Origin of the sequence: Zhaonella formicivorans, assembly GCF_004353525.1 — a bacterium.
Lineage (GTDB): Bacteria > Bacillota > DUOV01 > DUOV01 > Zhaonellaceae > Zhaonella > Zhaonella formicivorans.
Map to the genome: position 1 here is coordinate 221,426 of NZ_CP085524.1, position 25,495 is coordinate 246,920.

General features: G+C 42.9%; 27 protein-coding genes and 5 pseudogenes. 29 read left to right on the plus strand and 3 right to left on the minus strand.

Going from position 1 to position 25,495, the window contains the following annotated elements; genetic code table 11:
• Positions 1 to 18 precede the first annotated feature (18 nt).
• Genes EYS13_RS01080 through EYS13_RS01095 form a run of 5 tightly spaced genes read left to right on the plus strand, consistent with a single transcriptional unit; the run spans position 19 to position 2,039 of the window.
• Positions 19 to 504: a hypothetical protein gene (locus EYS13_RS01080; protein ID WP_227767748.1), complete on the plus strand. Its 486-nt coding sequence runs from the start codon at positions 19 to 21 to the stop codon at positions 502 to 504.
• 46 nt (positions 505 to 550) lie between these two features.
• Positions 551 to 775, plus strand: a complete 225-nt coding sequence (locus EYS13_RS01085; protein ID WP_227765116.1) for a helix-turn-helix domain-containing protein — start codon at positions 551 to 553, stop codon at positions 773 to 775.
• Positions 772 to 906, plus strand: coding sequence for a hypothetical protein (locus EYS13_RS16165; RefSeq protein WP_265332401.1), 135 nt, complete (start codon positions 772 to 774; stop codon positions 904 to 906). The genes EYS13_RS01085 and EYS13_RS16165 overlap by 4 nt, the downstream gene beginning before the upstream one ends.
• 7 nt (positions 907 to 913) lie before the next feature.
• The gene (locus EYS13_RS01090; protein WP_227765118.1) at positions 914 to 1,696 is read left to right on the plus strand and encodes a hypothetical protein; all 783 of its coding nucleotides are present in this window, start codon (positions 914 to 916) and stop codon (positions 1,694 to 1,696) included.
• A complete protein-coding gene (locus tag EYS13_RS01095; protein ID WP_227765121.1) occupies positions 1,683 to 2,039 on the plus strand; it encodes a hypothetical protein in 357 nt (118 codons plus the stop codon). Before EYS13_RS01090 ends, EYS13_RS01095 begins: the two co-directional genes overlap by 14 nt.
• 37 nt (positions 2,040 to 2,076) lie before the next feature.
• Here the strand turns inward: EYS13_RS01095 and EYS13_RS16345 are convergent, their stop codons facing one another.
• Positions 2,077 to 2,340, minus strand: a complete 264-nt coding sequence (locus EYS13_RS16345) for an IS1096 element passenger TnpR family protein (RefSeq protein ID WP_227765122.1) — start codon at positions 2,338 to 2,340, stop codon at positions 2,077 to 2,079.
• A gap of 94 nt (positions 2,341 to 2,434) precedes the next feature.
• Between EYS13_RS16345 and EYS13_RS01105 the strand changes: the two genes are divergently transcribed.
• The 8 genes and pseudogenes from EYS13_RS01105 to EYS13_RS16695 all read left to right on the plus strand — a co-directional run.
• A complete protein-coding gene (locus EYS13_RS01105) occupies positions 2,435 to 2,659 on the plus strand; it encodes a plasmid pRiA4b ORF-3 family protein (RefSeq protein ID WP_227767751.1) in 225 nt (74 codons plus the stop codon).
• Positions 2,660 to 2,719: 60 nt separating this feature from the next.
• Positions 2,720 to 2,974, plus strand: a complete 255-nt coding sequence (locus tag EYS13_RS16450; protein WP_423055310.1) for a plasmid pRiA4b ORF-3 family protein — start codon at positions 2,720 to 2,722, stop codon at positions 2,972 to 2,974.
• Between the two features lie 14 nt (positions 2,975 to 2,988).
• Positions 2,989 to 3,471 carry a Csac_0668 family 2Fe-2S cluster-binding (seleno)protein gene (locus tag EYS13_RS01115; protein WP_227765124.1) on the plus strand — a complete coding sequence of 161 codons (483 nt, stop codon included), beginning with the start codon at positions 2,989 to 2,991 and terminating at the stop codon, positions 3,469 to 3,471.
• 241 nt (positions 3,472 to 3,712) lie between these two features.
• Positions 3,713 to 4,994 (plus strand): annotated as a pseudogene (locus EYS13_RS01120) (IS110 family RNA-guided transposase).
• 504 nt (positions 4,995 to 5,498) lie between these two features.
• On the plus strand, positions 5,499 to 6,665 hold the full coding sequence (locus EYS13_RS01125) for an iron-containing alcohol dehydrogenase (RefSeq protein WP_227765127.1): 1,167 nt from the start codon (positions 5,499 to 5,501) through the stop codon (positions 6,663 to 6,665).
• Between the two features lie 101 nt (positions 6,666 to 6,766).
• A complete protein-coding gene (locus EYS13_RS01130; protein WP_227765129.1) occupies positions 6,767 to 7,183 on the plus strand; it encodes a cupin domain-containing protein in 417 nt (138 codons plus the stop codon).
• Between the two features lie 173 nt (positions 7,184 to 7,356).
• Positions 7,357 to 7,747 (plus strand): annotated as a pseudogene (locus tag EYS13_RS01135) (MerR family transcriptional regulator).
• 51 nt (positions 7,748 to 7,798) lie between these two features.
• Positions 7,799 to 7,981, plus strand: a pseudogene (locus EYS13_RS16695) (aldo/keto reductase); the annotation flags it as partial.
• A gap of 292 nt (positions 7,982 to 8,273) precedes the next feature.
• On the opposite strand, the gene EYS13_RS01145 reads toward EYS13_RS16695, so the two are convergent.
• A complete protein-coding gene (locus tag EYS13_RS01145; protein WP_227765135.1) occupies positions 8,274 to 10,046 on the minus strand; it encodes an IS1634 family transposase in 1,773 nt (590 codons plus the stop codon).
• Positions 10,047 to 10,183: 137 nt separating this feature from the next.
• On the opposite strand from EYS13_RS01145, the pseudogene EYS13_RS16405 reads away from it, so the two are divergent.
• The 7 genes and pseudogenes from EYS13_RS16405 to EYS13_RS01180 all read left to right on the plus strand — a co-directional run.
• Positions 10,184 to 10,447 (plus strand): annotated as a pseudogene (locus tag EYS13_RS16405) (cupin domain-containing protein); the annotation flags it as partial.
• 173 nt (positions 10,448 to 10,620) lie between these two features.
• Positions 10,621 to 11,007: a MerR family transcriptional regulator gene (locus tag EYS13_RS01155; RefSeq protein WP_227765136.1), complete on the plus strand. Its 387-nt coding sequence runs from the start codon at positions 10,621 to 10,623 to the stop codon at positions 11,005 to 11,007.
• Positions 11,008 to 11,058: 51 nt separating this feature from the next.
• Positions 11,059 to 11,241 (plus strand): annotated as a pseudogene (locus EYS13_RS01160) (aldo/keto reductase); the annotation flags it as partial.
• Between the two features lie 229 nt (positions 11,242 to 11,470).
• Positions 11,471 to 11,653, plus strand: a complete 183-nt coding sequence (locus EYS13_RS01165; RefSeq protein ID WP_227765139.1) for a hypothetical protein — start codon at positions 11,471 to 11,473, stop codon at positions 11,651 to 11,653.
• A gap of 2 nt (positions 11,654 to 11,655) precedes the next feature.
• Positions 11,656 to 12,192 carry a hypothetical protein gene (locus tag EYS13_RS01170; RefSeq protein ID WP_227765141.1) on the plus strand — a complete coding sequence of 179 codons (537 nt, stop codon included), beginning with the start codon at positions 11,656 to 11,658 and terminating at the stop codon, positions 12,190 to 12,192.
• A gap of 228 nt (positions 12,193 to 12,420) precedes the next feature.
• Entirely contained in the window at positions 12,421 to 12,789 is a 369-nt protein-coding gene (locus EYS13_RS01175; RefSeq protein ID WP_227765144.1) for a hypothetical protein, read from the plus strand.
• Positions 12,790 to 13,067: 278 nt separating this feature from the next.
• Positions 13,068 to 15,161 (plus strand): glutamine synthetase III family protein, encoded by a 2,094-nt coding sequence (locus EYS13_RS01180; protein ID WP_265332402.1) that lies wholly within the window; start codon positions 13,068 to 13,070, stop codon positions 15,159 to 15,161.
• Between the two features lie 66 nt (positions 15,162 to 15,227).
• Here EYS13_RS01180 and EYS13_RS01185 read toward each other — a convergent pair whose 3' ends face one another.
• Positions 15,228 to 15,410 carry a hypothetical protein gene (locus EYS13_RS01185; protein ID WP_227765147.1) on the minus strand — a complete coding sequence of 61 codons (183 nt, stop codon included), beginning with the start codon at positions 15,408 to 15,410 and terminating at the stop codon, positions 15,228 to 15,230.
• Positions 15,411 to 15,597: 187 nt separating this feature from the next.
• Between EYS13_RS01185 and EYS13_RS01190 the strand changes: the two genes are divergently transcribed.
• From EYS13_RS01190 to deoC, 9 genes are all read left to right on the plus strand, one after another.
• Positions 15,598 to 16,809, plus strand: a complete 1,212-nt coding sequence (locus EYS13_RS01190; RefSeq protein ID WP_227765149.1) for an NADP-dependent isocitrate dehydrogenase — start codon at positions 15,598 to 15,600, stop codon at positions 16,807 to 16,809.
• 233 nt (positions 16,810 to 17,042) lie between these two features.
• Positions 17,043 to 17,801 carry a GntR family transcriptional regulator gene (locus EYS13_RS01195; RefSeq protein ID WP_227765152.1) on the plus strand — a complete coding sequence of 253 codons (759 nt, stop codon included), beginning with the start codon at positions 17,043 to 17,045 and terminating at the stop codon, positions 17,799 to 17,801.
• A gap of 74 nt (positions 17,802 to 17,875) precedes the next feature.
• Entirely contained in the window at positions 17,876 to 18,955 is a 1,080-nt protein-coding gene (locus EYS13_RS01200) for a BMP family lipoprotein (RefSeq protein WP_227765153.1), read from the plus strand.
• 97 nt (positions 18,956 to 19,052) lie between these two features.
• Positions 19,053 to 20,561: an ABC transporter ATP-binding protein gene (locus tag EYS13_RS01205; RefSeq protein ID WP_227765155.1), complete on the plus strand. Its 1,509-nt coding sequence runs from the start codon at positions 19,053 to 19,055 to the stop codon at positions 20,559 to 20,561.
• Positions 20,554 to 21,618 carry an ABC transporter permease gene (locus tag EYS13_RS01210; RefSeq protein WP_227765158.1) on the plus strand — a complete coding sequence of 355 codons (1,065 nt, stop codon included), beginning with the start codon at positions 20,554 to 20,556 and terminating at the stop codon, positions 21,616 to 21,618. The genes EYS13_RS01205 and EYS13_RS01210 overlap by 8 nt, the downstream gene beginning before the upstream one ends.
• On the plus strand, positions 21,618 to 22,529 hold the full coding sequence (locus EYS13_RS01215) for an ABC transporter permease (RefSeq protein ID WP_227767759.1): 912 nt from the start codon (positions 21,618 to 21,620) through the stop codon (positions 22,527 to 22,529). The genes EYS13_RS01210 and EYS13_RS01215 overlap by 1 nt, the downstream gene beginning before the upstream one ends.
• Positions 22,530 to 23,861 carry an amidohydrolase family protein gene (locus tag EYS13_RS01220; RefSeq protein ID WP_227765160.1) on the plus strand — a complete coding sequence of 444 codons (1,332 nt, stop codon included), beginning with the start codon at positions 22,530 to 22,532 and terminating at the stop codon, positions 23,859 to 23,861. It begins immediately after the preceding gene.
• A 60-nt stretch (positions 23,862 to 23,921) separates the two neighbouring features.
• Entirely contained in the window at positions 23,922 to 24,698 is a 777-nt protein-coding gene (locus EYS13_RS01225; protein WP_227765162.1) for a nucleoside phosphorylase, read from the plus strand.
• A gap of 37 nt (positions 24,699 to 24,735) precedes the next feature.
• Positions 24,736 to 25,419, plus strand: coding sequence for a deoxyribose-phosphate aldolase (gene deoC, locus EYS13_RS01230; protein WP_227767761.1), 684 nt, complete (start codon positions 24,736 to 24,738; stop codon positions 25,417 to 25,419).
• The last annotated feature ends 76 nt before the right edge of the window (positions 25,420 to 25,495 follow it).

The following is a 25,495-nucleotide window of genomic DNA, read 5'->3' on the forward strand; positions in this document are numbered from 1 at the left end:
GGTGTTTATTTGAAACAAGTGAATTCTTTAATAAGATGCATACTGGATTTTTATAATCTCCAAAGAATGGAAAATCCAGCAGTTCTTGAACGTATGAAAGAGGGCAATAGCGAGGAATGGATAATGGACAGGTTGGGGCGGGCCATCTTTAATGATTGTGATAAAGAGGCTAAAGCTACATATTCACGTTATGCCATATGGGGAGAAGATATCCGCAGTTTAACTTTGAAGGCAAGGAATGAGATGAGACAAGGAAATTGTGAGCGTGCGGGGAAATTACTTAATATTGTGATCAACAGTATGGGTGCATTTATAGACGCACAAGTCATGCTCAGCAATAAGGCGGAAAATATAAGTTTTATAGAACCTGCTGAAATATTGGAATCTTATATAGAAGCATTGAATTCAAATGATTTTAAAGAAAGTGCCGAAATAGACAGTGTGGTTAAAAGGATGGAAGAGCTGATTAAAGATAAACCATTATTTTATGGGATTGAGGATTAAGAAATTGCTGGAGCCTAGAAAACTAAATTTCGATGAGGGATGAGAAATGGAATATATTACTGCGAAAGAAGCTGCTGAAAAATGGGGCATATCCCAACGGCGGGTGCAGGTTCTGTGTGAACAGGGCAGAGTTGATGGAGCCAAGCGCTTTGGCTGGGTATGGGCAATTCCTAAAGATGCCCCAAAACCAGCAGATGCAAGGTTTAAAAGAGAAGAAACCAGGACTAATGAAAAGAAGATAGATGCTAGGACAGGAGGGGTTAGGCAATGAGCGAAAAACTGCAACGCTTTACCAAACTTTTAAGGGACATGTTTGAGTTGGAGAAATCAGATCTTGACTTTGGCATATACCGCATCATGAATATCCGAAAAAATGAGATCAATAACTTCATGGGAATATAACAAAAGCTTGACACTAAATAAAATCATTCTTCTTACGCCTAATGAAGGTTTATCGCACCAGCACATTGAGGAAATGAAGCTTTCAGGCATTCGCTGCCGCCTCTTTGAAAAGGATACTCTGCAGGAAAAAAATGAAGTGCTGGTTATCGACATTAACAAGCTGGAAGAGCAGGGGAAGGTGAAGACTGTTTCTGTGGACAGTTTTGAGCAGAACAACCTTGTCCTGGTTGATGAAGGGCATAAAGGTCTCTCCGGGAATGTGTGGTACGATTTTCGGAGCCGGTTGTCGGAAAACGGGTTTTCCTTTGAGTATTCGGCGACTTTTAAGCAGGCTATCAAGGAGGAAAAAACAAAATCGGAAGCTGAGGCTCTTGCTCATCAGTACGGCAAGGCCATTATATTTGACTATTCCTATAAGTACTTCTATAACGACGGCTATGGCAAGGAATACCTTATTTATATTACCCTGTTTAACAAAGAGAGATTTGACGAATTTGCAGAGCTGATTGAGGGAATCAAGGAGGCCTTGGGAAAAAACAGGCGTTTGGGCAAGTACGATGATAAGCATTTGAATTTCCGCTACTTTGACTTTTACAACCACCTTTACACTCCCCTTATCTCTATAGATAAAGGAATCCGTATCGAGGTTTCGCCTGTAAGCCTCAACAGCGATGAAAAGCTGTTTATTGACAGGCTGAAGAAATATTGCGATGATAATCCATCTGCTTTTATAGAAAAGAGGTTGTATTTGCTCCGCAATAAGAGCAAAGTTGGTATTGGCTTTTTTTGAAGCAGGAAATTTTTACCCGGACTTTATTATGTGGATTGCCGAAGATGACAAGCAGTATATTACCTTTATTGACCCAAAAGGCATTATGATGCTGGAAAAGAATATTAATAACCCCAAAATACAATTTTACAAGACTATAAAGGAAAAGGAAGCCCAGTTACAGCCGACCTGCACCGAAAAACAGATTATTTTGAATTCCTTCATCATGTCCGGCACACCGGCTGCAGATGCCAGCTCCCATTTTGGAGTTAAGAGACCTGAGTTTGAAAGCAGGAATGTGATTTTTCTGGAGGATGATGATTGTATAGAGAAGATGATGTGCAAGATATGTCTGGAATGCTAAGAACCGGCGAGCATGGAGAGGCATGGGGCTAAATGAGCTAAACGAGGTTTGTAATGTGGAGCGTGATGAGTTTATCGTAGCAAAGAGGTGCGGAAAAGTGGCTGTTAATTATAGGAAGTGCCCTAAATGTGGATCCTGTAATTCGGTTAAAATTGTATATGGCATGCCGAGTTTTAAGCTTTTTCAGGAAGCTGAAGCCGGAAAAGCGGCGTCTGAAGGTAACATCCGCCGGGATAACTACCCTTCTCCATATTAGCGGTTCGGAATCAATCAATTCGATTTTTATTTGATAGGCTTTCATAAGCTTCACCTGAATTCCTTTCCGGTTATTCTTTTAATCATCTTGCAGAATTGCTTCCATTCTTCCGGAAACTTATTGTTGCCGGCATGACACAATACAATTTTCAATGGGTTGGCGGGATTATCATCTTTATGAATTTGAGTTTCCGCAGGAGAAACTCAGAATTACAAATGACGAAGAATCCTATGAGGAATTCAAATTTTATTCTGCCAAGTATAAAAGCAAGAAGCCAACTAATAACGAAGATCCTCATGGCATTATAGCCAGGATAATTGAAACAACCATCAGGCAGCCTCAAACGATCAAAATTGACAAGTAACTGGAAAAATATAAGACCTTTGAGTACATTTACGACTTTGGCGACTACTGAAGACATAAAATTGAACTGGAAAAAACCATAGAAGATTATGAGTTTGGTTACCCTACAATACTTGCGGGCGAGGGCGCTTGTCCGCCGGAAGATGTAGGTGGCCTTGGCGGTTATAAAGAATTCCTTGAAGCATGGAATGACCCTAAGCACCCGGAACATGAATCAATGCGGCAATGGGGAGAAGGCCAGCATTACAGAGAATTTGACATTGACTTTAGGAATGATTTGTTCAAGACATGCTTGAAAATCAAAAAAGTAAAGTAGCGGGGGATATTATCATGGTAAAAGGCAATATTACATGCAGCTACGGATGCTGTTCGCAGGATTTGGCTCAAAACAGGGGGAATTGCCCTGTCTGCAATAATAAAGGTGAAGCAGTAGGAAAGGTTACCGTTGAGCATTTAGTGACCGATGACAATCGAAAAGCCGTAGAGGGAGACCAATATAGGATCTGTTTAAATGAGGAATGTGATGTTGTCTACTATAACGTAGATAACGGCGTAAAATTCCTGAAGAATCAAATTAAAGTTCCTATCTGGTTTAAGAAAGATGCGAACCCCAAATACGCGTGCTACTGCAGCAAAGTTACAGAAGAACAAGTTATAGAGGCCGTACTTAAGCATGGAGCGAAAACGGTACAAGAAGTGAATGTTATTACCGGTGCAATGAAAAATTCCAATTGCAAAGAGAATAATCCAATGGGCGTTTGCTGCCATAAGATCATTCAGGAAGCAATAAATAAAGGATTAGCAATGAAATGATTTTTTACTGTGCTTAAAATTTAGAAATAAGGAGTGCAGTTAAATAAAATTGCACTCCTTTTTAAAAGTGCTTGACTTGGAGTTAACTCCAAGTATTAAACTAATACTACAAAAATATTAAAGGAGCATTCCTGTAATGAATTAAAATGAGCTTTGAAAAAAGAAGTACCTCCTGTTAACATACGAGGTGTCGAGGTGTCGATTAACTAGCGACCCTTAAATAACAGAGGAGGTACTCAATATGAAGTATAACCAGAACTCAAGAATTTTGCAAATAACAGAAAAGACTTTAATCATTGGTGTAGATGTAGCTAGCGAGACAAATTACGCCAGAGCTTTCGATTACAGAGGCGTAGAACTAGCTAAGCTACTAAAATTCAATAATGACAACAACGGCTTCAAGACATTTTCTGAGTGGGTAAAAAGTGTGGCAAAACAACAGCAGAAGCAGCAGGTAATGGTTGGGATGGAGCCTACGGGACACTATTGGTTTACCTTTGCCCAGCATCTTAAGGATCACCAGCTGAAAATAGTACTAGTGAATCCGTTTCACGTAAAGCGAAGCAAAGAATTGGATGATAATAATCCGACCAAAAATGACCGAAAGGACCCAAAACCATTGCCATGCTGGTAAAAGACGGTCGATACATGGAACCGTACATTCCCGAAGGAATTTACAGCGATTTACGAAATGCAATGGAAACCCGCTTAAGATTAGTGAAGCAGCTTAACAGCATCCGAAACAGAGTTAAACGCTGGATAAGCATATATTTCCCGGAGTTCAACAGAGTCTTTGGGGATTGGGAAGGCAAAGCAGCAATAGTAACGCTAAAAGAGTTTCCAACACCGGATAAAGTACTTGAAAAAGGCGTCGAAGGCATAGTTGCCAGCTGGAGAAAAGAAATCAGCAGAGCTGTTGGAGTTAGACGAGCCAGCCAACTAGTTGAGGCAGCAAAGATATCAGTAGGAGTACGAGAAGGATTAAGAGCAGCTCAAAATGAACTTGCCACACTACTAGAAGAATATGAAATGCTGCAGAGGCAATATGAAAGGACAATGGCTCTAATAGAAGAATTAGCCATGCAGATTCCCGGTATTGAAGAAATGCTAAAAATCAAGGGAGTAGGCCTCATAGCAGCAGCAGGGTTTATAGCTGAAGTAGGGATATTACAAGGTTTGAACATCCAAAGCAGGTACAGAAGCTGGCGGGACTAAGCCTGAAAGAAAATAGCTCAGGAAAGCATAAGGGCCAAACAACTATTAGCAAACGAGGGCGAAAAAGGCTAAGATCGTTGTTATTTCAAGGGATTATGCCCATAGTGGCTAAGAACAACGAATTTAAAGAACTACACCAGTACTACACAACAAGGCCACAGAACCCGCTCAAAAAGAAACAGTCGCTAGTACTCTTATGCTGTAAGCTCATAAGGATATTTTACACCTTACTGAGAAAAGGCGTAGCTTATGACCCACAAAAAATGATGAGTGATATAAGAAGGCAAGAATTACAGGAAGCCGCCTAAAAAGCGCACCGCAACTGACAATGTTACATTTCATCCGTTTGCCAGTCAAGGGTAAAGACTGCGTCGCCGCTATCGCGGCCCCTTGACAGTCAAACTCCTGCAATGTAACAAGCAATCAAGCGGTGCTGGAAATGTAAAAAAACCTTGCTTAATTAAAGATTACGTTCATTGACAAAGCGAGCCGGAATAGTCAGGTTGAAATTTATCCATAAGGGCATTTGACCCAGCAAAGGAGCAAGGCTGACATCCACCTCATGGGCAGGCAGTACGAAGGAATTTAGGGGCACAGACCCTGTGAGACATGGGAGGTTTGCCACCGGAGAACAAGTGGATTACATGGCCGAAATACGTTTAAAAGACGCATATTCTGTCGGTATACACTTGTTAATCCAGATATATACAAAAATAGGCATATTGTCCAAGAGGATTGACTTTGTACAAATGAAAATCTAAGATTAAGCGAGATTTTCAAAGAAAATTAAAGATTATAGAGGGAGGTTTATTATGCTAAACTTTAATTTTTACAATCCAACACATATTATTTTTGGTAAGAGTAGACTAGAGGAACTAAACAAGCATATTCCAGCTGATGCTACTGTTTTAATAACCTATGGAGGCGGCAGCGCCAAAAGGAGTGGCCTTATCGACAAGGTTAAAACCGTACTTGGGAACAGAAAAGTTCATGAGTTCGGCGGTATTGAGCCGAATCCCCGTTACGAAACATTAGTAAGGGCCGTAGAAACTGTACGGGAAAAAAATATTGATTTCTTGCTTGCCGTCGGCGGAGGGTCTGTTATTGACGGAACTAAATTTATAGCACTTGCTTCTTTTTACAAAGGTGATTCTCGTGATCTGCTGAAGTACGGCTTTACTCCTATTACTTCTGAGATAGTGGGTGAAGTAGTTCCAATTGGAACAGTTCTTACATTACCAGCTACTGGTTCTGAAGCAAACAGCGGAGCTGTAATAAGCTATGAACATGGAAAATTTCCTGTTATGAGCCCATTAGTTTTTCCTAAGTTTTCAATATTAGATCCGACCATTACTTTTACGCTTCCCAGGATTCAGGTTGCAAATGGAGTGATTGACGCATTTGTGCATGTAACTGAGCAATATATTACATATCCTGTTGATGCCAAGGTGCAAGATAGAATGGCTGAGGGAATATTACAAACATTGATTGAAATAGGTGAAACTACAGTTAATGAACCCGAAAATTATGATGCCCGGGCAAATCATATGTGGTGTGCTACGCTTGCATTACAAGGCTTAGTAGGTGCTGGCGTTCCGCAGGATTGGTCGGTTCATATGATTGGACATGAACTCACAGCGTTATTTGGTATTGATCATGGACAGACTTTGGCGATTGTATTGCCATCATTACTTCAGGTTAGACGCGAACAAAAACGTGCAAAACTTCTGCAATATGCAGAACGTGTATGGCATATAGAGAGTGGCAGCGAAGAGGAAAAGATAGACTTGGCAATCCGGAAAACCAGAGAATTCTTTGAAAGCCTTGGTGTAAAAACTCGTCTGTCCCAATATGGAGTTGGAGCTGATAAAATACCGGTTATTATTGAACAGCTGAAGGCTCATGGGTGGACAGCACTCTCGGAAACTCAGGATCTTACATTGGATATAAGCCAAAAGATTCTTGAGAGAGCACTGTGATTTTCTTCCATAACTTATGCCCTGTTTGCCAGAAAGGTATTTTAAACTTACCAAACAATTTGCCGTCGAGCTCTTTTAAAATTTAAAAAGGAGAATAAAATGTGGATAGACCAAATAATTTAAGTGAAAGTGTAATTTTCCCGAAAGGTGAAAAAATTACGAATGACTATTTCATAGGTACAGCATGGCTGGAAATGCTGGTTTCTAATGACAGCATTTTTAATTGCCCAATCTATAATGTAACTTTTGAGCCTGGTGCAAGAAACAATTGGCATAAACATCCGGGCGGACAGATTCTGCTTGTTACGGGAGGAAAAGGATATTATCAGGAAGAAGGCAAGCCTGTACAGGTAATCAAGGAAGGCGACGTTGTAAAAATTCAACCAAATGTGAAACATTGGCATGGTGCTACGCCAGATAGTTGGTTTGTGCATGTCGGAATAAGCACTAATCCTCAAAAAGGGGATGCCGAATGGCTGGAACCCGTAACGGATGAAGAGTATAGCAATTTAAAATAACATTAATTTTGGACAAAAAGCTGGATGACTTGCAAGGTGGTTTGTCATTCAGCTTTTCTTACAGGTCAATGAAGTTACTCTGGAAAGTGAGAAAAGAATTTCTCTTTCTCAAAGGAGTTGACTTGGAGTTAACTCCAAGTGTTATGATATCGGATATCAGGAGTTGAAACCACATGACGATTGCAGAAGTAAGTGAAAAATTTGATATTCCACAGGATACACTTCGCTATTATGAACGCATCGGATTGATTCCTCGTGTGAACCGCAATAAAAGCGGAATCAGGGACTATACGGAAGAAGATTGTAAGTGGGTTGAATTTATCAAATGTATGCGGAGTGCAGGTCTTCCGATTGAAGTATTGATTGAGTATGTTACACTGTTCCAACAAGGTGATGCGACCATTGAGGCCAGAAAAGAACTTTTAATCGAGCAGCGTAAGCAGTTAATTGCAAGAATGGAATGAAGATATGCAGAAAACACTGGAACGCCTGAATTATAAAATTGCAGTATATGAACAGGTGGTAGTTGAAAAAGAAAAAGAGCTAAAGAGATCGGAGAATTAATTATATGGGCGCCAAAATGTATTGGCACGCAAAATCAAAGGAGGATTTATTATGGAAAATATAATTTTAAACAATGGTGTCGAGATGCCTATTTTGGGCTTTGGAGTTTATCAGATTAGTGATGCGAAGGAATGCGAGCAGTGTGTTTTTGACGCGCTCATGGCAGGCTATCGTTTGATTGATACCGCTGCTGCTTATTTAAACGAAGAAGCGGTTGGCAGAGCAATCAAACGGCGATTCCGAAGTCTGTTCACAAAGAAAGAATAATAGAAAACTTCAATATCTTCGATTTTGAATTAAGCCAGAAGGATATGGAAAGAATTTCAACATTGGATACGAAAAAGAGCTTCTTCTTATCACATAACGATCCTGAAACTGTGAGATGGCAAATTTTCTTTGAATTTTAAAGCGATACGGCATATAACCTGAGTTTTACAGGAAAAATGATTAAAAAAACCCGTTAGCCCAGTGTTTTCATGGGTTAGCGGGTTTTGTGTTTTGTCATAAAATTGTAGTGTATTTACGCTTATTTTTTGTATTGCAAAATTTTTTTGATCTCGGCTTGAGACATAATTTTTTTACTTAAGTCAAAACCAAAGACAGACTCAATGGATTTTATTACATCATCTCGATAATCAAACAGATAATAATTTTGTTCCAAATAGGAGCAGGAATAGCTAATCAAGGAATTACGAATCTGCTTCACAGTATGTTTTTTCTCTAACATCTGTTCAAGAACCCTCATGATTACAAGTGCTACAAAACATACCAGAAAATGTGCTTCTACATGTTCATCTTTTTTAACATACACAGGTCTTGCCTTGAATTCACTCTTGATTATTTTGAAGGATTCCTCGATTTCCCAAAGCCCCTTGTAAATATCCCGAATTTCTGTATCAGATAAATGTTTTTCACTAGTAACAATGGAATAGTATCCGTCATATTTTTCTTCTTCCTTAATCTTTGCTTCGTTCAGGGAAAGAATGAGTCCGTCAGGTATTTCGCCTGTTTCTTTTGAAAATTTGATATTGTTTACATAGCCGGCGGCTCCAATGCTGGTAGCTCTTGTATATTTGCCGGGATTGGCAATCAGCTCTTTTGCCTTGGCAATAGCCTTATCCCTATCTTTTTTCTGTTTTAAGGCGTATTTTTCGGAATAGTAAACCATCTGTTTCTGATATATTTCCATTGTTCGGTCACGTTTACCATCCGTCCCCTTTAATTGGATTTTTTTTGCATAAATCCGGGATTTGTGCTTAAAAGAGACGGTATTTCCATCCTTATCTTCTTCTGTGTCAATTAAGTAATCTTCCTGATTTAATACCCATTCTTTGAATTGTTTGTCAGCACCGAGAACACTCTGTCCATAAACATAACCGTCATTCCCTGCCATGTCATCATGGTTCTTTCCAGAAAGAAATGCAGTATTATCACTAGTGTTGAGTCCCCTGTCTGCCACAACGATAATACGTTCCAAGGCAAAATCTTTCTTTACACGGCGAATTGTTGGAAGGAGAGAGAGCTTTTCACTTTCACCACCGGAAAAAGTATTGAAGGCTATGGGGATTCCATTTGAATCCATAAGGAGTCCCATCTGAATAATTGGATCTTTACGGTGCTCTTTGGATGGACCACGCTTTTTTTGCCCCTTTTTAATCATGTTCCCGTCTTCATCGTATTCATCTTCATCCTCATAGGGGATCTCAAAGTAGTAATTGGTGACATCATAGTATCCAAGTTGGTTATTTCTTCCTATAAGGTCGCATACCCGGCTATGAAGATGCCGTTGGATTTCGTTTGAATATGCGGCAAAGTAATCCAGGGCGCGGTAAATGTCAGCCAATGAAAAGTCAAAGGATTCAAAGAAGAAATTTTTGGTTTCAAAGGCGTTCTTTTTTGATGAAGGAAATAAAAAGCGATTAAAAATAAGCAGGCTGAATATACTGTTTAGGTTGTAATCCACGTTCAAAAACCTTTGCTTTTTCTGAAAATATTCCCTAAGACCAAGTAGGGAGTACACTGACTTTGGCACAACATAACCAAGATTTTTGCGCAATGCTGCTTGATCCGGCAGCTTGGCTGACAGGTTAAGTTCTAATGTTTTCTGACAAGTTTCACTCTTGGAACGTTCCTTTGCGACCTGCTTGAAATGAGCGATAGGATCAGAATATTTCTTTTCCAGATCTTCTAGATAGCCAAGTTTCTCAACAGTTTTTTGTTTTACCTTTCCATTCTGTCTGTAACCTTGGACAAAAGACAAATAGGGTTTACCATTACTCATGCTTATCTTTAGATACATAAATTCACCTCTAATCCCATTATATTGCAATACACGACAATACACAACATAATTATGCATAAAGATTGACATAAAAAACGCCCGAATTCTCGGGCATTAAAGTTAATTTTGATATTTAGGTGCTGTAAAACAACGGTGGTGCAAGAAACAATTGGCATAAACATCCGGGCGGACAGATTCTGCTTGTTACGGGAGGAAAAGGATATTATCAGGAAGAAGGCAAGCCTGTACAGGTAATCAAGGAAGGCGACGTTGTAAAAATTCAACCAAATGTGAAACATTGGCATGGTGCTACGCCAGATAGTTGGTTTGTGCATGTCGGAATAAGCACTAATCCTCAAAAAGGGGATGCCGAATGGCTGGAACCCGTAACGGATGAAGAGTATAGCAATTTAAAATAACATTAATTTTGGACAAAAAGCTGGATGACTTGCAAGGTGGTTTGTCATTCAGCTTTTCTTACAGGTCAATGAAGTTACTCTGGAAAGTGAGAAAAGAATTTCTCTTTCTCAAAGGAGTTGACTTGGAGTTAACTCCAAGTGTTATGATATCGGATATCAGGAGTTGAAACCACATGACGATTGCAGAAGTAAGTGAAAAATTTGATATTCCACAGGATACACTTCGCTATTATGAACGCATCGGATTGATTCCTCGTGTGAACCGCAATAAAAGCGGAATCAGGGACTATACGGAAGAAGATTGTAAGTGGGTTGAATTTATCAAATGTATGCGGAGTGCAGGTCTTCCGATTGAAGTATTGATTGAGTATGTTACACTGTTCCAACAAGGTGATGCGACCATTGAGGCCAGAAAAGAACTTTTAATCGAGCAGCGTAAGCAGTTAATTGCAAGAATGGAAGATATGCAGAAAACACTGGAACGCCTGAATTATAAAATTGCAGTATATGAACAGGTGGTAGTTGAAAAAGAAAAAGAGCTAAAGAGATCGGAGAATTAATTATATGGGCGCCAAAATGTATTGGCACGCAAAATCAAAGGAGGATTTATTATGGAAAATATAATTTTAAACAATGGTGTCGAGATGCCTATTTTGGGCTTTGGAGTTTATCAGATTAGTGATGCGAAGGAATGCGAGCAGTGTGTTTTTGACGCGCTCATGGCAGGCTATCGTTTGATTGATACCGCTGCTGCTTATTTAAACGAAGAAGCGGTTGGCAGAGCAATCAAACGGCGATTCCGAAGTCTGTTCACAAAGAAAGAATAATAGAAAACTTCAATATCTTCGATTTTGAATTAAGCCAGAAGGATATGGAAAGAATTTCAACATTGGATACGAAAAAGAGCTTCTTCTTATCACATAACGATCCTGAAACTGTGAGATGGCAAATTTTCTTTGAATTTTAAAGCGATACGGCATATAATAATAGTAAAAGATGTGCTTTGAAAAGAAGGTGGACCCAATGGCAACTGTTTCCTTTGATAAGAACATTATTATCAGGGAACCGGAAGCGGTTGAGAAGTTGGTAGAGGTGCTTTCATCTTTAGACGTGAAGCCTGTCAACCAAAAACTGACTTCCGCAGAGGCGATGGCAAGGGGTGAAGAGATATTAAGACGCTGCTTATCGCTCTCGAAAAATTCTTAGAGATGGCTTCCGAGGAAAAGGTATCGGAAGTCATTTCTGTTTTTAAATGCGAAAAAGACCCGGATATAGAAAACTTTTTAAAGGAAAAGGCCATTATCTATGAACGGAAAGCCAAGAGCCGTACATACCTGGTATTTGATGAAGAGGCAATGCTGGCAGGAGAATTCAAGCTTCTCACATATTTTGCGATAGCCATGCAGACGCTTAAAATCCCAGAAGGTACAAGCCCGTCTCAAATACGTAGACTTGATGGGCTTTATTCAAGAAAAGGCGACGGAATGATTACTGAAATACCAGCCTTTTTAATTGGTCAGCTTGGAAAGAACAGTTTATATGCTGACAAAATAACCGGAGACGCGGTAATGGATTATGCGATTTCCGTTATTTTCAGGGTGCAGGAGTTAATCGGAGGCAGGGTTGTTTTTGTAGAATGTCAGGACAAGCCTAGGCTTATTGACTTTTATTCTAGAAACGGTTTCAGAGTATTTCGCCAGGACCCTGAGGACAAGTTAATTCAAATGGTGCGTTTGCTTAAGTGAAAAAATCACGTATAGTACAGTGAAAGTACAGTAAGGTGCCAGTGACATGTCGTTTTTTAGTGTTAAAATTTAAACTGGGTTTGGACTGCCGCAGACCGGCTGCGATCCAATTCCAAGCTTAAGCTTTCAAGTATTCAGAAAGGCAATTGCTGAAACAACTGCTTTCTGCAATGAAAAAGGTATTGAGGTAGGCCGGGTAAAATTTTGAAAAGAGAGAGATGAAATAACATGAGCCGACAGGATATCTATAAGAAAGTATGGAAATACGCCGGCGAATTGATTGCCGAAAAAGGTTACGTGAGCCCGGTTGAACTGCTCATCAAAATGGGCCGGTTGAGACCTGAGCAAGTTGAAGAGTGGCGATTTAAACGCATCCCTTATTTGGAGCGGGCCATTATCGGGAATTTGTCCAAAATGAATACCATTTTACTTGCACTTCGGTATTTTGCCGGGTCGGCGGAGTTGAAACCATCTGTAACAGTATATGCTTCATGGGGAAAAGGTCCTAAGCAACGTTTGCGATTTTCCAAGTCTGGCAATCCTTACGTAGAAAAAATGTATGCGACCCATTATGTTCTAAATCAGAGTAAATCCTAACTACCAAAGCCTTCGGGATGGGGCGCCGCTTTTCAATTGCCCGGGCATATAGTTAATAACACCTTGAGGAAAAGACCTTTTGAGATTTTTAGCCGTGCCACAAAAAGATCAAACAAAAAAAACACCAGACAAAAAAAGCTATTGCCGTATCACCGGAGATATGTTAAATTAATAGTTAGATTAGAAAGAGCAACGGCGCTCTTAAAAGATTATTAATCTTTTAAGGGCGCTTTTTATTTTTTATTACAAATTTTTCAAGACTGGGAAGGGGAATGAAAATGGAGATTTTTGGTGCAAATGTTTTTAATGATGCTGTAATGCGTGAGAGGTTACCTAAGAACGTTTACAAATCGTTGAGCAATACTATAGACAAGGGTTTACCACTTGACCCTTCTGTGGCCGAAGTTGTAGCCAATGCTATGAAAGACTGGGCCATTGAGAAAGGGGCCACCCACTTTACCCATTGGTTTCAACCTATGACCGGCTTTACTGCTGAGAAACATGATTCCTTTATTTCGCCTACATCGGATGGTAAAGTCATAATGGAGTTTTCAGGTAAAGAATTAATTAAAGGTGAACCTGATGCCTCTTCTTTCCCCAGCGGAGGGCTGCGGGCCACTTTCGAGGCCAGAGGTTATACTGCCTGGGATTGCACGTCGCCAGCGTTCATTAAGGAAGACGGTGGGGCCAAGATCTTATGTATTCCAACTGCCTTTTGCTCTTATACCGGAGAAGCTTTAGACAAGAAAACACCACTGTTACGTTCAATGGAAGCGCTTTCAAAACAAGCCATCCGTGTCTTACGCCTTTTTGGCAATGAGACCAGCACCAGGGTAATCACTACTGTTGGTCCGGAACAAGAATATTTCTTAATAGACAAAAAATTTTATGACAACCGGATGGATTTAATGTTAACCGGTCGCACCCTTTTTGGAGCAATGCCTCCCAAAGGCCAGGAATTAGAAGACCATTACTTTGGTAGTATTAAAGAACGAGTTGCTGCCTTTATGAAAGAATTGAATATAGAATTGTGGAAACTTGGCATTTTGGCCAAAACGCAGCATAATGAAGTGGCACCGGGTCAGTTTGAAATTGCTCCCATTTTTGCCTCAACCAATATTGCCACGGACCATAACCAACTAGTAATGGATGTTATGAAAAAAGTAGCAATTAGACACGACCTGGTATGTCTGCTGCATGAAAAACCTTTTGCCGGGGTTAACGGTTCCGGGAAACATAACAACTGGTCACTGGCTACGGATGACGGGCAAAACCTGCTTGAACCGGGAAATACTCCTCATGAAAATGCCCAGTTCTTAACATTCCTGTGCGCAGTCATTAAGGCTGTGGATGATTATGCTGAATTACTGAGACTATCGGCAGCTAATCCCGGCAATGATCATCGTCTTGGCGCTAATGAGGCTCCACCTGCAATTATTTCTATCTTCTTGGGAGAGCAAATGTCCGATATTCTTGAGCAATTGGCCAACGGTGGAGTTAAAAGCTCCAAACAAGGCGGTACCATTACTGTGGGGGTATCTACTTTACCAACTTTAGTTAAAGATGTGACAGACAGAAACAGGACTTCACCCTTCGCATTTACCGGCAATAAGTTCGAATTCCGGATGGTCCCTTCTTCGCTGTCAATCGCGGGACCTAACGTGGTACTAAATACCATTGTGGCAGAAGTGCTTAGCCAAATCGCAGACCGTTTAGAACAGGCCACTGACTTTAATACAGAATTACAAAAGATTCTAGGGGAAATTGCCCGCAACCACAAGCGAATTATCTTTGACGGCAACGGTTATTCTGAAGAATGGGTTGCGGAAGCGGAAAAACGTGGCTTGCCAAATATCAAGTCCATGGTAGATGCAGTACCGCACCTGATTACGGAAAAATCGGTTAAACTTTTTGAGAAGCATAACGTATTCAGCGAAGTTGAGTTGCACTCCCGCTATGAGATTTTAATGGAACAATACTGCAAGCAAATTAATATTGAGGCCCAAACCATGATTCATATGGCAAAAAGGCAAATTCTGCCTGCTGTGGTTAAGTATGCAACGAATTTGGCCGCTTCTATTAATACTATTAAAAATGCTTCTGCCCAAGCCGATGTTTCGGCTCAAGAGGATATTTTAAACGAAGTATCAGCATTACTTGCTTCGTTTAAGCAAAAAGTATATAACCTTGAGGCGTTAGCAGAGGAAGCCAAAGCTATGGAAGAAGACCTTTACAAAAAAGGCGTTTTTTATCGCGATGTTGTCTTTAAAGCAATGAATTCTCTACGTGCTGACGCTGATAAATTGGAAACACTGGTCGACGCAGAACTTTGGCCAATACCCACCTATGCTCAAATGTTATTTATGCTCTAACAAATAACAAAAGACCTGAGCTGCCGGGAAACCGGCTACTCAGGCCTTTTAAATGCGCCAAAGGAGTTACTCCACAACTTCTTTAACAGGTTTGTTGACAGCTTTCGCCACATCATGGTCTAATTTACTTCCTCTGGGGTCACTAAATTTTTGCACAAAATCGGCAGATTCAGTTATACCTGCCATATATGTTTCATTTTTTTGACTTCCCTTGGACTTTTTATCTGTGGCACCGGCTTTCCGCACCATTCTACTTACCTCCTTTAGGAAATACCTACTTACTTACTTATTTAGTGTATCCCTTTTAGCAAATTGGGATGCATATACCGTCAATTTTTGAACTGGCTGAATTGGTCCAAGGTGTTTTTTGCAATAAATATAGTGTATAATAACAAGAGTAAACGAATGTTAATCACTAAAAAGAAGGAGAAGGTTCATGGTCGAAAAAATCAGAATGAACACACCGCTGGTGGAAATGGACGGCGACGAGATGACCAGGGTCATCTGGCAAATGATCAAGGACATTTTACTTACACCATACATAGACCTGAAAACCGAGTATTACGATCTCGGTCTGAAAAAAAGGGATGAAACCGAAGACCAGATAACAATTGACGCCGCTCTGGCTACCAAAAAGTATGGTGTGGCGGTTAAATGCGCCACTATTACACCCAACGCCCAGCGGGTTGAAGAGTACAATCTGAAACAAATGTGGAAAAGCCCCAACGGCACCATCAGGGCTATTTTGGATGGCACAGTTTTCCGGGCACCCATTATTGTCGATAGCATCAAACCATTCGTCAGGACCTGGAAAAAACCCATTACCATAGCCAGGCATGCTTACGGGGATGTTTATAAGGATGTTGAGTTCCGGGTGGAAGGGCCTGGCAAAGCGGAGCTGGTTTTCACTTCTGAAAGCGGCGATGTATCGAGGCAGACAATACATGAGTTTAGGGATGCCGGAATTATCTTGGGAATGCATAACTTGGACAAGTCCATTGAGAGTTTTGCCAGGGCATGTTTCAACTACGCTTTAGACCAAAAGCAGGACCTGTGGTTTGCCACCAAAGATACCATTTCTAAAAAATATGATCATAGGTTTAAAGATATTTTCCAGGAAATTTATGACAACGAATATAAAGAGAAATTTGCAGCTGCCGGCATAGAGTATTTCTATACTCTCATTGATGACGCCGTGGCCCGGGTAATCAGATCGGAAGGTGGCATGATCTGGGCCTGCAAGAATTATGACGGGGATGTCATGTCTGACATGGTTGCTACCGCTTTTGGCAGCCTGGCAATGATGACCTCCGTGCTGGTATCGCCGGAGGGCAATTACGAGTTTGAAGCTGCCCACGGCACAGTGACCAGGCATTATTATAGATACCTAAAAGGGGAGGAAACTTCCACCAACCCCATGGCTACTATTTTTGCCTGGACCGGTGCCCTCAGGAAGCGGGGCGAACTGGATGGGATTAATGAGCTTATGGGATTTGCCGATAAGCTAGAGGGTGCATCTATCAAAACCATTGAAGACGGGGTAATGACCAAAGATCTAGCGGAACTGTCAGTAGCTGAAAATAAACGCATTGTTAATACGGAAGAGTTTCTGAAAGAGATAAATAAGCGCTTAGTTGAAATGATGTAATTTTTGAAGGGTTGCATCAAACGTTAGCCTATGTAGTGGATGAAACTATATAGGCTTTTTGTATTTTAAATCAAGTATCTAAAGATATGGGCGTTTTAACATTTGCGTCCATAATTAAAATTCCTCTAGATAAAAAAAATTAAAATTTTTTTCGTATCTCTGCTAACCAGGGAGGAAAATGAGTATAAATGTTTAATTATCAAATTATCAGCTTATCTGAGGAGTTGCGTCAAATGAACAGTAACAATGTAAAAAAAATCCAAAAGTTTTCTGCAGTCCAGCAAGCACTGGAAAGTCTTCGGAAATATATTTGCGAATTGGATACCAGGAATGAACACCGTTTGCCTTCCGAGGAAGAATTAGCCCAGCAGTTGGGCATTAGCCGCCTAACAGTACGCGAGGCGCTGGCTGTTTTAGAGAGCGATGGTGTAATTGCCCGTTCCCAGGGTAAAGGCACGGTGATCAATTCGTTTGTCCCGCGGTTGACAAGCAGGATTGATACTAGCCGGGAGATTGATACTTTTTTGCAGGATAATGGCTATAAAACATCTTCTCGGGTGTTGGGCTTCGCCTGGCGGCAGGCAGATAAAGACGAGGCAACTAAATTGGGGATCAGCGAGGGTGAAGATATTTTGGTTGTCAAAAAAGTTTTTATGGCTGATGCAATTGTTGCGGCTTTCTATGTGGACCGCACCCCCAGGAGCCTCTTCAGGCATGAAGATTTTACCGAACAAGATTTGGAAAAGTCTATGTTTACCTTTATAGAAAATATTTGCAACCGGCAAATAACCCATGATGTGCTGGAAATTATCCCCGTAGTGTCCGATGAAGAACTGTCTAAGGTTTTTAATGTGCCTCTTTTAACCCCTTTATTACGCCTTGATGTTCTAGAATATGCGGAAGACGGGGTCCCACTTATGTACAACTCTGAATACTATACGGACAAGTTTATCCGTTTCACGCTTTGCAGGAATGTGGCTTTTACGTCTTAAGAAGTTGTGCATTACCCTCTGGGAAATTTCTGTTTCCCAGGGGTCAAAAAAATAAACTAAAGGGAGGATGCTTGATGAAAAAGGGTGTTTCGTTGTTACTGTTGATGGTGTTGTTATTGACGGCGGCTGTTGGTTGTTCCCAAAAAACTGAAGAACAGTCTGACCAGGCAGGCAACAGCAAAGCGGCAGAAAACAAAAAATACGCATTGATCTTGGCGACTGGTGGCCTGGGTGACCAATCCTTCAATGATCTAACGTACGAAGGCATGAAAAGGGCAGAGAAGGAATTAGGCATTACCTTTGATTATGTAGAACCAAAAGAGGTTGCTGATTATGAAATTCAGCAAAACGAACTTGCAGCTTCAGGACAGTATGACTTGATTGTTTGTGTAGGTTTTGACCAGATGGATGCGCTGAAAAAAGTGGCAGCCGAATACCCAGAACAAAAGTTTGCGCTGATTGACGCTGTAGTGGAAGCCCCGAATGTGGCATCTTACCTTTCGGAAGAACAGGAAGGCTCTTTCCTGGTAGGTGCCCTGGCCGGTTTGATGAAGCTCGAAAAAGCGGATTCCAGGCTGAACGATCAAAACGTGGCTGCCGTAATCGGAGGACTGGACATTCCATTGATCCGGAAATTTATTGCCGGTTTTGAAGCAGGGGCACGTTATGTCAACCCCCAGATGAAAGTCCTTTATGATTTTGTTGGCGATTTCAGCGATCCGGCCACAGCTAAAGAAATGGCTTTATCGCTGAACCGCAAAGGAGCAGATATTATTTATCATGCAGCCGGCGGTTCCGGGCTGGGAGTGTTTGAAGCGGCCAAAAGCAATAACTTCTTGGCCATTGGCTGCAACTCCAACCAAAACCATATTGCGCCGGATGTGATTATGGCCAGCATGTTAAAACGGGTAGACAACGCTACTTTTGAAGCAGTAAAAAGCGCTTACGAAGGCAATTTCAAAGGCGGAGTATATTCTCTGGGGGTTAAAGATGACGGTGTTGGGTATGCAGTGGACGGCACTAATGTTAAAATCCCCCAGGATATTATCGATAAAGTGGAGACAATAAAGGCAAAGATCAAGGACGGATCGCTTAAAGTTCCCGTAGAGATGGAACAGGTAGATGCTTTTTTGCAGAATAACAAAATGCAGTAAAAGCTGAAATCAGGGTAAAAATGATGGAGTGGGCCTGTACCATTCCTTCATTTTTACCCCTGCCGTTTCGAGTAAAAATGCGGGAAGGGGAAGCACAATGGGACCCTGGGTTATTGAAATGAGAAATATCACTAAAAGGTTTGGCCCCGTTTTAGCTAACGATGGTGTGGACTTGCTGGTCAGGAGGCAGGAAGTGCATGTACTCTTAGGAGAAAACGGGGCGGGAAAAAGCACCCTGATGAATATTTTGTTCGGGCTTTATGAGCCTGACGACGGTAAGATCGTGGTTAAGGGCGAAGAAGTGCTGAAGAACAGCCCCGGAAAAGCCTTGGAAAGAGGGCTGGGAATGGTCCACCAGCATTTTATGCTGGTGGAGCGCCTGACTGTCCTGGAAAACATTATTCTTGGCTATGAACCGGGCAATGTCCTTGTCGATTATCGGGAAAGCAGGGAGCGGGTTCAGGAACTGGTCGATAAATTCAATTTTCAACTAGACCTGGATGCCGTAGTAGAAACTTTGCCTGTGGGAGTAAAGCAGCGGGTGGAAATTGTCAAAGCCCTTTACCGTGGAGCGGAGATCATCATCTTTGATGAACCCACCGCTGTCCTCACACCCCCGGAAGTAGAGGAACTGTTCCAGGTTTTCAGGGAATTGAAAAAAGACGGAAAAACTATTATTTTCATAACGCATAAATTAAATGAAACGATGGAAGCGGCAGACCGCATTACTGTTTTGCGAAATGGCAAAAATCTGCAAACTCTCGACAAAAGTGGGACTTCACCTCAAGAGCTGGCCAGACTGATGGTGGGCAGGGAAGTTGATTTTAACCTGGCTAAGGCCCAAATAAACCGCGGGGAAGAAATATTAAAGCTGCAGGATGTGCGTTTAATTGAACAAAAAGGGCATACAGTCAGTTTACAGGTTTACGGTGGGGAAATATTAGGAATTGCCGGGGTAGAAGGAAACGGCCAGATGGAACTGGAAGAACTGATTACAGGCCTGCGCCCCTGCAAGTCAGGCAGCATCGTCTTTCGCGGACGGGACATAACCGCTTTAAATGTCCGGCAGCGCAAAAAGTTGGGTCTGGCCCACATTCCTTCCGACCGCCACAAAAGGGCTATGCTGAGCAATTTTACATTGGAAGAAAATATTTTGCTGGGCCGCCAGTTCAGGCCCGAATGGGTAAAAAACGGCGTGATTCAGCGCCAAAAAGTACGCAAAGCCGGTCGGCAAATGGTTGATTCTTTCCAAATCAAAACTTCCGGTTTGGGACAAAAAATTAAGTTGCTTTCGGGTGGTAACCAGCAGAAAGTGATTTTAGCCAGAGAGGTCAGCACGGATCCGGACTTGATTGTGGCAGCCCAGCCCACAAGAGGTTTAGATGTGGGAGCGATTGAATATATTCATTCATTGCTTTTACAGCTGAGGGAACAGGGCAAGGGGATCATCCTGATTTCGGCGGATTTGCAGGAGATAACCAAGTTGAGTGACCGGATTGCCGTAATGTATGAAGGTGAAATCCGTGCAGTTAGGCCGGCGGAGGAATTTACAATGGAGGAACTTGGGCTGTTGATGGCCGGGAAAGAGGTGCCGCAAAATGAATAGGTGGCAAAATTGCCTCAAAGACTTATGGAAAATTGAACTGTTACGGGAATTAGTCCTATCTGTCGCTGCTATTATGTTAGCTTTGCTGGCAGGAGGGCTGTTGGTGCTGATCCTTGGTGAATCTCCCCTGGAAGCCTACTCTGCTTTGTGGCAAGGTTCTTTCGGGAGTGCCCGGAGCCTGGCCAATACTCTTGCTAAGGCAACTCCTCTGATTTTTACCGGGTTAGCGGTAGGGGTAGCTTTCCAATGTGGCTTATTTAATATCGGCGCTGAAGGGCAGCTTTATATTGGCGCTTTTGTTAGTGCTCTGGCAGCTTTGCTGTTGCCCTTGATGCCCAAGATCATTTTTCTTCCCCTGGTTGTGCTGGCAGGTATGCTGGCAGCGGGTTTGTGGGGAGCGGTGGCAGGTTTTTTAAAGGCTAAGTTCGGGACCCATGAAGTGATAGTTACTGTTATGTCTAACTATGTTGCCATTTATCTTACTTCATACTTGGTCAATTACCCTTTTAAAGAACCTGGTCCGGTTGCCCAAACAGTGGAACTGCCGGCAGCAGCATCTTTTCTTAAGCTATTGCCCCGGACCCAACTGACTACAGCTTTTGTCCTGGCGGTTTTGCTGGCTGCTGTTGTTTACTGGCTTCTATGGTATACAACTCTTGGCTTTCAAATCAGGGCAGTGGGTGAAAACCAGCTGGCTGCGGAGGCGGGCGGCGTTTCCATCATGAAGAGTATGGTGCTGGCCATGGGTATAAGCGGTGCTTTGGCGGCTATGGGAGGCATTTCACAGGTCTTGGGGATCAACCACCGTTTTATTGATGGCTTTTCGCCTGGTTACGGGTTTACCGGTATAGCTGTAGCAGTTTTGGGCCGCAACCACCCTTTTGGTATTATGTTAACTGCCCTCCTGTTTGGCGCTTTGGACGCAGGCGCACTGCAGCTAAACCGAACCACCTCAATTTCCGCCAAATGGGTAATGGTGATTCAGGGGCTGGTTATCTTGTTCGTGGCGGCTCCGGAAATCTTTAAATTTCTTATGAAAAGGCGGGTGCATGCGTGATGGAATCCAGTTTCAACTGGCTTTTAAGTTTTTTTCCGTTAACAGTAAGATTAGCTATTCCCATCGCGCTTACTGCCATTGGGGCTACCTTTTCGGAACGCAGTGGGGTCATTAATATCGGCCTGGAAGGAATGATGCTGGTAGGAGCTTTTAGTGCCGTGGCGGGCACTCATTTCACGGGTAACCCATGGTTTGGCATTTTGCTGGCAATGATCAGCGGGCTGCTGGTTGGCCTGCTTTTCGCACTGTTAAGCATTACGTACCGGGCCAACCAGGTGGTCTGCGGCGTGGGAGTAAATATCCTCGCTTTAGGCTTGACCACGGTGATGATTAAAGTAATTTGGGGAAAAGAAGGTATTTCCGGGCAAATCCCTCCCTTGCCGGGTTTTACGGTGCCTCTCTTAGACAGGCTTCCGGTGGTGGGCGGCTTGTTCAGGGAGCAATCGATCTATTTCTTTATTTTAATTATGGTTATGGTCTTTTCATGGATTTTGATGTACCGCACTAAAATAGGGTTAAGACTGCGGGCAATTGGCGATCATCCACTGGCAGCGGCAACGGCCGGAGTGCCGATTAAGCGTTACCGCTATGGCTTTGTTCTGTTGAGCAGTGTCCTGGCTTCCTTGGGAGGTTCATACCTTTCGCTGGAGCAGACCCATGTCTTTGTTAACGATATGGTTGCGGGTAGGGGTTTCATGGCTATGGCAGCCAATATCTTTGGCGGGTGGCATCCCATCGGTTCAGTGCTGGCCAGCCTTATCTTTGCTTTTGCCCAAGCAGTTAGGTTTAATATGAATAACTCAAGCATTCCCAATCAGTTTATTCAGATGGTGCCCTATCTTTTTACTCTCTTTGTTCTAGTTGTGTTTAGAAGAAAATCGAGAGCACCGGAAGCATTGGGGGAAATGTAAATGCACACGGCAGTAAAAACATTGCTCAACTGTACTATCCTGACCATGGATGCCAACGATACTTGGTATCCCAGGGGTTACCTGATTGTTGAAGGAAACCGGATCGCTAAGCTAGGGGAAGGAAGCTGTCCTAGCCCGCGGGGCGATATTTATGACCTTGAGGGGAAACTGGTTATGCCGGGCCTTGTCAATACCCATACTCACACTCCTTCACCCTTGTTCCGGGGAATGGCGGATGATTTGAAATTGATGGACTGGCTACAGACATTGATTTGGCCAGCGGAGAAACATCTAACAGCAGAAGCGGTATACTGGGGTACTTCCCTTGCGTGCCTGGAATTTTTGGAAAATGGCATTACGACTTTTGCTGATCAGTATTTTTTTGCCGACGCTGTCGCAGAGGCAGTGAAAAGTTCCGGCTTGCGGGGAGTGCTGGCAGCAACGGTCTTTTCACATCCATCGCCTGAAACAGACCGTACGTTAGAGGCTGCTGCTGATTTTGTTTCCAGTTACCGGGGCAGAGAGGAAGAGACTCGCATTTACCCCTGTTTTGGCCCGCATGCTCCTTACAGCTGCGATGCGAGTACGCTGCGGGAAGTGGCCAAGTTGGCGGAGCATTACGGGGTGCTAGTGCATATTCATATATCGGAAACTAAGGAAGAAAACGAAAAAATCAGGGCGGCTACAGGGCTTTCGCCAACCCGTTTTTTGGAAAGCACGGGTCTGTTGGACCGGCAGGTGCTAGCGGCCCACTGTATTCACCTTGATGATCAAGACCTGGGCATTTTCCGGGAAAAAGGAGTAGGAGTAAGCTATAACCCGGTTAGTAACCTGAAGCTGGTTTCAGGGGTAATGCCCTTAAAACGCCTCTGGGAGCACCAGGTCCCCGTGGGCCTGGGCACCGATGGCGCCCAGAGCAATAACAGTTTGGATTTGCTCCGGGACTTAAAAACAGGTGTGCTGCTCCAAAAACAGCACGAAGAAGACCCTACTTTTTGCACGGCCCGGGAAGCTGTCCGCATGCTTACTATTGAGGGAGCCAGGGCTCTGGGGATGGCTGACCAGATTGGCAGCCTGGAACCAGGCAAATTGGCCGATCTGACAGTTCTTGATTTGACAGGCAGCAATTTGCAGCCGGTGCATCAAGGGCTACTTTCCAACCTTTATTCCCATGTCACATATTCCGCCATGGGAGCTAATGTTGCCCATGTGATGGTTGATGGTGAATTTTTGCTTTACAACCGCATCCCTTTGCGGGTCAACAGGAATGAGGTCCTGCAAAAATCAGCACACATGGCGACCAAGTTGATGCAAAAGGCAGGTTTGCTGTAAAAATAAATTTTATTTTAAAAAAGACGATCTAAGGTTTTACGTCAAGGAGGACCAATGGATATGAATATCACCAACAAAGCTGAACAATTGAAAGGGATCAGACAGTATCACATTGATCTACAGGAAGGGGATGTGGGCAAGTATGTCTTGTTGCCCGGTGACCCTGCTCGTTCCGACATGGTGGCAAAATATCTCGAAGATGTAAAACTAGTAGGCCATAACCGGGAACACCGTACATTCACCGGCTTTTACAAAGGGGTGAGGGTCTCGGTAACTTCCACTGGAATGGGCTGTCCTTCCACGGCCATTGCAGTAGAGGAATTAATCAATATCGGTGCCGAATGTTTTATCCGCATTGGGAGTACTGCCGCTTTGCGGCCAGAAATCCACATCGGCGACCTGATTATTTCCACCGGTTCTATGAAAAATGAAGGTACATCCCGCTTTTACGTACCGGATTGTTTCCCGGCTGTTCCGGATTTTGAACTGACCCGAACCCTGATCGACACAGCTGAAAGAATGCAGGAAGAGCTTGACTATAATTATTTTTACGGAATTAACGCCACTGATGACGCTTTTTATGGGGAAACGGAGGAATGGATTAAGAAATTGGCTGACCTGAACATTACAAATATTGAGATGGAAAGCTCAGCAATCTTTACCATCTGTCACCTCAGAGGGAAAAGAGGGGCCATGATTAGCGCGGCTTCGGCCAACCTGGTAACCAATGAAGTGGTTTACGGAGAGAAAAATGTGAAACTGGCAGAGGGATGGGATAAGGAGATTAAAGTAGCCTTGGAGGCAATTGCCACTTTTGACAAGAAAATGCGGGGCTAAAATAAGAAAATAATATGACAAAGGAGCAACGTTTATGATGAACAGGGAAGAACTGGCAGGCATAATCGATCATACCCTGCTCAAGCCGGAGGCGACTGCCAGGGACATTGAAAAGTTATGCTTGGAAGCCAGAGAACATGGTTTTTATTCCGTCTGCATCAACCCGTGTTATGTAAAACGGGCGGCTGACTTTCTTGCGGACAGCAAAGTGAAGGTATGCACGGTTATCGGTTTTCCTTTGGGGGCCACCACTTGGCGCCAGAAACAGGCGGAGGCAGAGGAAGCTGTGGCCAGCGGTGCCCATGAGCTTGATATGGTTATTGCCCTCGGTGCCCTAAAAGGCGGGGAATGGGGAGCAGTTAGAAAAGATCTTGCAGCAGTAAGGCAGGCAGCCGGTAAGGGGGTTATTTTGAAAGTTATTTTGGAAACAGCATTGCTCACCTCTGATGAGCTTGAGCAAGCCTGTATCATTGCCGAAGAAGAAGGTGCTGATTTTGTCAAAACCTCCACGGGTTTTCTTGGTCCAGGTGCAACGGTGGAAGCGGTTACCCTGATGCGTAAGTCTGTAGGACCCAGTGTAGGCGTGAAAGCATCAGGTGGCATCCGCACCTTGAAACAACTGTTGGAAATGGTGGAAGCCGGTGCCAACCGCATTGGGACCAGCTCCGGGGTTAAAATTATGGAGGAATTGCCGGCCACAAAAGGTTTACCTGCCAGGTGAACGATTTTGTCCTTAGCAGATCGTTTAGCTGTGGTATTAAAAGATAACCAAGACCCGCTGTTTATAAGCCAGTGGG

What these genes read in the sequence shown, in the direction of transcription:
- EYS13_RS01165 (WP_227765139.1), top strand. Translation starts at nt 11,471, where the DNA reads ATGGCAACTGTTTCCTTTGATAAGAACATTATTATCAGGGAACCGGAA.
- EYS13_RS01210 (WP_227765158.1), top strand. Translation starts at nt 20,554, where the DNA reads ATGAATAGGTGGCAAAATTGCCTCAAAGACTTATGGAAAATTGAACTG.
- EYS13_RS01205 (WP_227765155.1), top strand. Translation starts at nt 19,053, where the DNA reads ATGGGACCCTGGGTTATTGAAATGAGAAATATCACTAAAAGGTTTGGC.
- EYS13_RS01155 (WP_227765136.1), top strand. Translation starts at nt 10,621, where the DNA reads ATGACGATTGCAGAAGTAAGTGAAAAATTTGATATTCCACAGGATACA.
- EYS13_RS16345 (WP_227765122.1), bottom strand. Translation starts at nt 2,340, where the DNA reads ATGAAAGCCTATCAAATAAAAATCGAATTGATTGATTCCGAACCGCTA.
- EYS13_RS01200 (WP_227765153.1), top strand. Translation starts at nt 17,876, where the DNA reads ATGAAAAAGGGTGTTTCGTTGTTACTGTTGATGGTGTTGTTATTGACG.
- EYS13_RS01115 (WP_227765124.1), top strand. Translation starts at nt 2,989, where the DNA reads ATGGTAAAAGGCAATATTACATGCAGCTACGGATGCTGTTCGCAGGAT.
- EYS13_RS16165 (WP_265332401.1), top strand. Translation starts at nt 772, where the DNA reads ATGAGCGAAAAACTGCAACGCTTTACCAAACTTTTAAGGGACATGTTT.
- EYS13_RS01175 (WP_227765144.1), top strand. Translation starts at nt 12,421, where the DNA reads ATGAGCCGACAGGATATCTATAAGAAAGTATGGAAATACGCCGGCGAA.
- EYS13_RS01145 (WP_227765135.1), bottom strand. Translation starts at nt 10,046, where the DNA reads ATGTATCTAAAGATAAGCATGAGTAATGGTAAACCCTATTTGTCTTTT.
- EYS13_RS01190 (WP_227765149.1), top strand. Translation starts at nt 15,598, where the DNA reads ATGGTCGAAAAAATCAGAATGAACACACCGCTGGTGGAAATGGACGGC.
- EYS13_RS01170 (WP_227765141.1), top strand. Translation starts at nt 11,656, where the DNA reads ATGGCTTCCGAGGAAAAGGTATCGGAAGTCATTTCTGTTTTTAAATGC.
- EYS13_RS01215 (WP_227767759.1), top strand. Translation starts at nt 21,618, where the DNA reads ATGGAATCCAGTTTCAACTGGCTTTTAAGTTTTTTTCCGTTAACAGTA.
- deoC (WP_227767761.1), top strand. Translation starts at nt 24,736, where the DNA reads ATGAACAGGGAAGAACTGGCAGGCATAATCGATCATACCCTGCTCAAG.
- EYS13_RS01180 (WP_265332402.1), top strand. Translation starts at nt 13,068, where the DNA reads ATGGAGATTTTTGGTGCAAATGTTTTTAATGATGCTGTAATGCGTGAG.
- EYS13_RS01225 (WP_227765162.1), top strand. Translation starts at nt 23,922, where the DNA reads ATGAATATCACCAACAAAGCTGAACAATTGAAAGGGATCAGACAGTAT.
- EYS13_RS01195 (WP_227765152.1), top strand. Translation starts at nt 17,043, where the DNA reads ATGAACAGTAACAATGTAAAAAAAATCCAAAAGTTTTCTGCAGTCCAG.
- EYS13_RS01085 (WP_227765116.1), top strand. Translation starts at nt 551, where the DNA reads ATGGAATATATTACTGCGAAAGAAGCTGCTGAAAAATGGGGCATATCC.
- EYS13_RS01185 (WP_227765147.1), bottom strand. Translation starts at nt 15,410, where the DNA reads ATGGTGCGGAAAGCCGGTGCCACAGATAAAAAGTCCAAGGGAAGTCAA.
- EYS13_RS01220 (WP_227765160.1), top strand. Translation starts at nt 22,530, where the DNA reads ATGCACACGGCAGTAAAAACATTGCTCAACTGTACTATCCTGACCATG.
- EYS13_RS01125 (WP_227765127.1), top strand. Translation starts at nt 5,499, where the DNA reads ATGCTAAACTTTAATTTTTACAATCCAACACATATTATTTTTGGTAAG.